At 36.7% G+C, this 7633-nt stretch carries 6 protein-coding genes; all 6 read left to right on the forward strand.

Translation table 11 applies throughout. The features are described from left to right. The coding region (locus J7J10_03275; GenBank protein MCD6129956.1) for a diguanylate cyclase at positions 1-1368 on the forward strand (1368 nt) is incomplete at its 5' end. Positions 1369-1458: 90 nt separating this feature from the next. After that, a complete protein-coding gene (locus J7J10_03280) occupies positions 1459-3507 on the forward strand; it encodes a hydantoinase/oxoprolinase family protein (protein MCD6129957.1) in 2049 nt (682 codons plus the stop codon). A 4-nt stretch (positions 3508-3511) separates the two neighbouring features. Beyond that, the gene (locus J7J10_03285; GenBank protein ID MCD6129958.1) at positions 3512-5080 is read left to right on the forward strand and encodes a hydantoinase B/oxoprolinase family protein; all 1569 of its coding nucleotides are present in this window, start codon (positions 3512-3514) and stop codon (positions 5078-5080) included. A 2-nt stretch (positions 5081-5082) separates the two neighbouring features. Beyond that, the gene (locus tag J7J10_03290; protein MCD6129959.1) at positions 5083-6582 is read left to right on the forward strand and encodes an acyl--CoA ligase; all 1500 of its coding nucleotides are present in this window, start codon (positions 5083-5085) and stop codon (positions 6580-6582) included. Between the two features lie 277 nt (positions 6583-6859). Further along, positions 6860-7075 carry a hypothetical protein gene (locus tag J7J10_03295; protein ID MCD6129960.1) on the forward strand — a complete coding sequence of 72 codons (216 nt, stop codon included), beginning with the start codon at positions 6860-6862 and terminating at the stop codon, positions 7073-7075. After that, on the forward strand, positions 7054-7633 hold a 580-nt coding region (locus J7J10_03300; GenBank protein MCD6129961.1), incomplete at its 3' end, for a transposase. The genes J7J10_03295 and J7J10_03300, both read left to right, overlap by 22 nt.

Below are 7633 nucleotides of genomic sequence, written 5' to 3' on the forward strand. Positions count from 1 at the left end.
TCTACCGAAGATAGTGTATATCTGGTGGATAGGGATTGCAGGTATCTCTTTATAAATGAAAAACATCTATCAAGGTTAGGTGTATCAAAAGACCAAATCATAGACAGAACATACAACGAGTTGCATTCAAAAGAGGAAACGGAAATGTTTGTTAAAGCAGTGGAAGAGGTATTCAAAACCGGTAACTCTATCCAGGGTGAGCATAGAAGTCACAGGGATAACAGATGCTTCCTTCGAACCTTAAGTCCCCTTAAAGATTCTAAAGGCAATGTAATAGCCGTAACAGTGGTTTCAAAAGACATCACCGAGCAAAAAAAAATAGAGGAGAAAATAAAATACATAAGCTTCCATGATGCTTTAACAGGCCTGTATAATAGAGCTTATTTTGAAGAAGAACTAAAAAGACTCAATACACAGAGGGAATACCCCTTAAGTGTTATTATGGCAGATATCAATGGTCTTAAAGTGATCAACGATACCTTGGGTCATAACAAGGGAGATAAATTACTAAAAAATCTGGCAAAAATACTAAAATCTGTATCTCGTAAAGAAGATATGGTAGCCCGCATTGGAGGGGATGAATTCGCCGTTATCTTACCCCATGCCGATGAAAATGCTGCCCAAGCATTCTGTAATAGATTTGAAGAGGCACGTAAAGAGTATAATAAAAAAGCCCAGATAAAACTCAGTGTTGCCTTAGGATATGCTATACAATCCGGTCAATACAAAGACATGGAAAAGGTTTTAGAAAAAGCAGATGAGAATATGTATACCGAAAAACTATCAGATATTGCCAGCAGGGAAAACCATATCATTGATACCCTCAAAACTGTTTTAGCTACAAGAGACCCTCATACTGAAAAACATGCAGAGAGATTGCAGAATCTGTCAGAAGCCTTAGGAAAGGATATAGGACTATCAGAATTTGAATTAAAGAGATTGAGATTGTTAGCTTTACTGCATGATATAGGAAAAATAGGCACACCAGATAATATTTTATTTAAACCTACTAAGTTAACAGAAGAAGAATGGGAAATTATGAAAAAACACTCTGAAGAGGGATATAAGATGGCTAAAAATATCCCTCAACTGGTTCCTATTGCCAGAGACATATTATATCATCATGAAAGATGGGATGGAACAGGTTATCCCAAAGGATTAAAGGGCAAAGAGATACCTATATTGTCTCGTATTATATCTATTATAGATGCTTATGATGTGATGCTGAGTGATAGACCTTATAGAAAAGCTCTGTCAAAAGAAGAAGCAATACAAGAACTTAAAGAAAATGCGGGCACTCAGTTTGACCCGGAATTAGTGGAGAGGTTTTTAAAGATAGCAGAAGGTAAAGGAGATCAAGATGAGTGAAATAAGTACAAAATCCTCATATCTTATCATCATGAGGATAAAGATGAAGCAGAAGGTTTATCTCAAATGAAAAATGTTTATAAATAAAATATGCAATTCAAGGTAGGAATTGATGTCGGAGGCACTTTTACAGATTTAGTGGCTTTCAATGAAGAAAATAAAGAAATCTCCATTGTTAAATTTCCTTCTACTCCTTCTGACCCCAGTAAAGCTGTAATTGAAGCTTTTAAACATTTAAAACATGAGAAAATCTCTTTATTTGTTCATGCCTCAACCATTGGAACCAATCTATTCTTGGGTCAATTAGGGTTAAAGATTCCTAAAGGAGCTTTAATTACCACTTCAGGGTTTAAAGACATACTGGAAATTGGCCGCCAGAAAAGAGCTGAAATTTACAATCCGTTTTTTGAAAGACCAAAACCTCTAATTGAAAGAAATTTAAGATTTACAGTTAACGAAAGAATAAATTATAAAGGACAAATCCTGAAAGTTATTGATGAAGAAGAGGTAGGAATCCTTGCTCAGAAGATTAAACAAGAAAACATTGAAACGGTAGCCATTGTCTTTCTTCATTCCTATATTAATTCCGAACATGAAAAAAAGGTTAAACAGATATTTAAAAAAATATTACCAAATACAGTAATAACAGCCTCTTATGAGGTAGATCCTGAATATCGTGAATATGAACGCACCAGCACCACTGTAGTAAATAGTTTATTGATTCCTGTTGTATCTAAATATCTAAGAAATATTGAAAAAAAACTTGCAGTCAATGCACCTTTATATGTAATGCAATCCAACGGTGGTTTAGCTACGGTAAATGTTGCCTCCAGGATTCCCGTGGCTACAATTGAATCGGGGCCGGCAACAGGGGTAATAGCTTCTGCTTATTGGAGTAAAATGTTAAAAATTGAAAACATATTGAGTTTTGATATGGGTGGCACTACAGCCAAAGCAGGAGCAATAATAAAAAACAAACCCCAGATGACAACAGAGTATGAAATAGGAGGCAAAGTTCACAGTGGCCGTATGATTAAAGGCAGTGGTTATCCTATCCGTTATCCTCTGGTTGATTTAGCTGAAGTGAGTGGCGGAGGCGGAACTATTGCCTGGATTGATGAAGGAGGTGCTTTAAGAGTAGGACCCTTGAGTGCAGGAGCAGAACCTGGTCCTGCCTGCTATGGAAAAAGAGGAGAAAATCCCACCGTTACTGATGCCAACTTAATTTTGGGAAGGTTAAATCCCAATCTCGGAGAAACAAAAGTCTTTCCAGAATTAGCAGAGGAAGCCCTAGTAGAAAAAATAACTAAACCTCTAAATATTTCAACTGTTCAAGCTGCCTCTGGTATAATTGAGATTGTAAACAATCACATGATGAGAGCCTTGAGATTGGTCTCAATAGAAAGGGGCTATGACCCTAGAGATTTTGTGATGCTGGCATTCGGCGGTTCAGGTCCTATGCATGCAGCATTTTTAGCAGAAGAATTGGACATTAAAGATGTTTTTATTCCTTTAAATCCTGGCGTTTTTTCTGCCTTGGGTTTGATATTAACAGACTTTAGACACGATTTTGTAAGAAGTATTATAAAACCAGCTTCGAATATAAATTCAAGATTCTTACAAGATATATTTAAAGATATGGAAAAAGAAGCCGCAAAAATTTTACAGAAAGAAGGCTTTAATTTAGATCAAATTATAATGGAAAGAACACTTGATATCAGATATTTGGGGCAATCCTATGAAATCAACATACCTGTAAAAAGTTTAAATGAAGCCTTAAAATTATTTCATCTGCGTCATCAAGAAATCTATGGCTACGCCGAAAAAACCGAACCTGTGGAGATAGTAAATGCTCATTTAATCGTAATAGGTCTTATTAAAAAACCCGAATTCAAAAAACACTACAAAACATCGAATTTATCTAAAGCTTTAATAAATAAAAGAAAAGTCTTTTTTGAGCAGACAGGTTGGATACAAACGCCGATTTATCTTAGAGATAATTTATCCTTTAGCAATCAGATTAAAGGACCAGCTATTATTGAGCAATATGATGCCACTACCATTATTCCTCCGGGGTGGAATGGATTTGTAGATGAATTTTTAAATCTGCATTTAACTAAAGTAGGTTCAAATGATTGATTCTATGACCATTGAAATAATCAGAAATGCTTTGAGCTACATTGCAGAAGAGACGGGCATTGCTTTGAGAAACTCGGCTTACTCTCCCAATATTAAGGAACGCATGGATCATTCCTGCGCTCTTTTTGACCCTCAAGGTAATCTCTTAGCTCAGGCCGAACACATCCCCGTTCATTTAGGCTCTTTGCCCTGGGGAGTTAAAAATGCCTTAAAGTATATAAAAAATTGGAGAGAAAAGGATATAGTAATTGTAAATGACCCTTACATCATAGGAACTCATCTAAATGATATTACTTTAATAAAGCCTATCTTCTTCAACAAAAAACTCATAGGTTTCAGTGTCAACAAGGCTCACCATGTAGATGTCGGCGGCAAGACTTCAGGCAGTATATCCTGCAATGCTAAATCCCTTTATGAGGAAGGAGTAGTTATTCCTCCTCTAAAGTTGATGGAACAAGAACACATAAACCAGGACTTTCTTAGAGATTTTCTTGACAAGGTAAGAACCCCTGATATTAATCAAGGGGATTTAAGGGCTCAAATCGCAGCTGCCAATTTAGGAGAGAAAAGGGTAATAGAACTTGCCAGAAGATATGGAATTGACACATTGTCTTCTGTCTTTTATGAGATTATCTCTTATGGTGAAAGAAGAATGCGTGAGAAAATTAAGGTTATTCCTGAAGGAATTTATAAAGCTGAAGATTGTTTGGAAGGAATAGAAAATAACGAATTAACCTGGATTCGAGTTAAATTAAAAAGAGAAAAGGATAAACTTATCGTTGATTTTTTAGGGACAGATCCTCAACTGAACATACCTTTAAATGCTGTTTTTGGAGTAACCCTTTCAGCCACCTATTTCGCAATTAAATCTATCATTGATCCGAAAGCTCCAATGAATGAAGGTAGCTTGAAACCCATACACATCTTAGCTCCTGAGGGAAGTTTAGTGAACCCGAGAAAACCAGCACCTGTTTCGGGAGGAAATTTAGAAACCTCTCAAAGAATTGCAGATACAGTCTTTAGAGCTTTAGCCGAAGCCCTTCCTCATAAGGTGCCCGCGGCATCTGTGGGAAGTATGAACAATGTCATAATAGGAGGATTTGATCCTGTAAGAAAGAAACAATGGGTTTTTTACGAAACCATAGGCGGCGGTTCTGGGGCTCGTCTTGGTAAAGACGGAGTGAATGGTATTCAATGCAATATGACCAACACTATGAATACCCCCATTGAGGCTATAGAACAATATTATCCTCTATTCTTTGAAAATTATGAATTAAGAGATGAATCTTGCGGTGAAGGAAAATGGCGTGGTGGTCGTGGCATTAAACGCAGATGGACTTTAACTTCTATTTCAGCAGAAGTAACAGTTTTGGGAGACAGAAACAGAATACCTCCCTGGGGACTTATGGGAGGACAACCCGGAAAACTTGGCGCATATTGGATAAAAAGAAAAAACGGCAAAAAAGAAAAGATAAAAGGCAAAACTACATTGATTTTAAATAAAGGTGACACACTCATTATAGAAACGCCAGGGGGTGGAGGATATGGAAATTCGGAGGAAAGAAACCAATAATTATGCAGAGTTTTATAGAACTTCTTGAGTATGGGTTTGAAAAAAACAAAAATAAGGTAGCTATCGTTTATCATGATAAAAATATAACCTTTGGACAATTAAAAGAAAAAGCAGAGAAAGTTGGCGCATTTCTCCAACAAAAGGGATTAAAAAAAGGAGATAGGGTTGTTCTATATACACCAGAAAAACTACCTTTTTTGATAGCTCATCTGGGAATCATCTTAAGCGGAGGTATTTCTCTGCCTTTGAATTTTAATTTTACCAGGGATGAAATGATATATTTCTTAAATGACAGTGGTGCAAGGTTTGTTTTTGCATCCAACAGCCAGACTAAATTAATCAAAGAAGTAAAAGGGGCGTGTCCAGCATTAAAGGAAATTATCGATCCTAAATTGATCGAAACAAATATCAGTAAGAACTTTAAAGAAGTAGAGATAAACAAAGAAGATTGTTGCTTTATGCTTTATTCTTCCGGCACTACTGGACAACCGAAAGGCGTGGTTCATACTCACGAAAATGTGGCAAAAAGCCTTCTTTCTCTTCAAAAATGCTGGAAATTTAATTCAGAAGATGTATTGCTCAATGTGCTTCCTCTGTTTCATATTCATGGACTTTCCTTTGCTGCCCATCTGTCCCTTATCTCCGGCAGCGTTATGATATTGGAAGATCGTTTTCATCCTTTAAAAACTATGGAAAAAATTAAAGATGCCACCGTTTTTATGGCTGTGCCCACATTCTATTATGCTTTCTTGAGAAGACCAGAATTCAAACAGAAAGCAAAAAATTGGTCTAAAATGAGACTCTTTACCTGTGGTTCTGCTCCTATTCGGCCTGAAGTTCTACCAGAAATTGAAACAATCATTGGTAAAAATCTAATAAACCGCTATGGTATGACCGAGAGTCATGTAATAACTTCTCTTCCTTTAGATGGACCATTCAAACAGGGTGCTGTTGGATTACCATTAGATAATATAGAGATGAAACTGGTAGATGAAAATGATAAAACTATTTTTAAAAATAATACAGCAGGAGAGGTAAAGATAAAAAGTGAAAATCTATTCAGCCACTACTGGAGAAAACCAGAGGCTACCAAAATGGCTTTTGATAAAGAGGGATTCTTCTACACTGGGGATTTAGGTTATATAGATAGAGATGGATTCTTAACTTTAGTGGGAAGAAAAAAAGACCTCATCATTACCAACGGTTATAATGTCTATCCACCTATAGTGGAAAGAGTATTAAATGAATCCCCTTCGGTAAGAGAATCCGCAGTAATCGGTATTCCTGATGAAAAAAGAGGAGAAAAGGTAGTAGCGGTAGTTGTGCCTGATGATAAAATAAATATACAAGAATTAAAAAAACACTGCCAGCAAAAACTTGTTGATTATCAAAGACCATTACATTTTGAAATTGTTGAAGAACTTCCCCGCAATACGATGGGCAAGATATTAAAACGAACATTGAAAGAAAAGCTTACAAAGGGCTTTAAAAAACTTTTATAGAACCGTTTTTCCCTGTTGCCTCATATAAAGATCTACGCGAAGTGATCATTCATTGCCTCATAAAAATTATTATGAGATGTTTAAGAATTTCAGCCTCGGATTTTTTGGATTAAACCCCGTGTAATACTCCCCCCCTATATTCCCCCCGCTCTTGGGCGGGGGGAAAAGAAGGGGGTTGTCAGAATATTACAGAGTTATACTCTAAAGTTGTGGATGAATAAAAAGTAGCGTATCCTTCTTCTATCAATAAAAATACCTAAAAAGGAGGACACGCTACATGAAAAGTGCTACAGAAAGACAAGGACAAAGTCCAGAGGAAAATGAGTTTGACAATGCATTGGAAGAGGTTTTGAGAGAGGGTGCAAGGAAGATGCTGCAATCTGCCATAGAGAATGAGGTTTCTGAATACATTGGAAACATCCATCCCTTAAAGATGAATGTGGGAAACACAAGGCAGTGCGGAATGGTCATATGCCGGAAAGACAGATACTAACAGGCATAGGACCTATTTCTATTAAACAGCCAAGAGTAGATGACAGAAAGCTAAAAAGTAATGAAGCAAAGCGCTTTACAAGCAAGATATTGCCCAAGTATATGAGGAGAATTCCCAGCATAAATAATCTTATACCTGTTCTTTATTTGAAAGGTATCTCTACCGGTGATTTTTCCTCTGCCCTGTCAGCAATTCTGGGAAAGAATACAAAAGGTTTATCTCCAGCAAATATCGTGAGATTAAAGAAACAATGGGAAGATGAATATAAAAAGTGGAGCAAGAGAGACCTTCATCATAAAAACTATGTTTATTTTTGGGCAGACGGGATATATTTCAATGTGAGATTGGATGATGAGAGACAATGCATACTGGTTGTAATGGGAGTATTAGAGAATGGAAAGAAAGAAATTGTGGCTGTAAACGATGGTTACAGAGAAAGTAAACTGAGATGGAGCGAGATGTTATTAGATTTAAAAACCAGGGGGTTAAATATTCCTCCCAGACTTGCCGTAGGTGATGGCGGTCTGGGCTTCTGGGCAGCCTTAAGGGAAGTATTCC

Source organism: Deltaproteobacteria bacterium, from assembly GCA_021159305.1.
Classification (GTDB): Bacteria; Campylobacterota_A; Desulfurellia; order JAGGSF01; family JAGGSF01; genus JAGGSF01.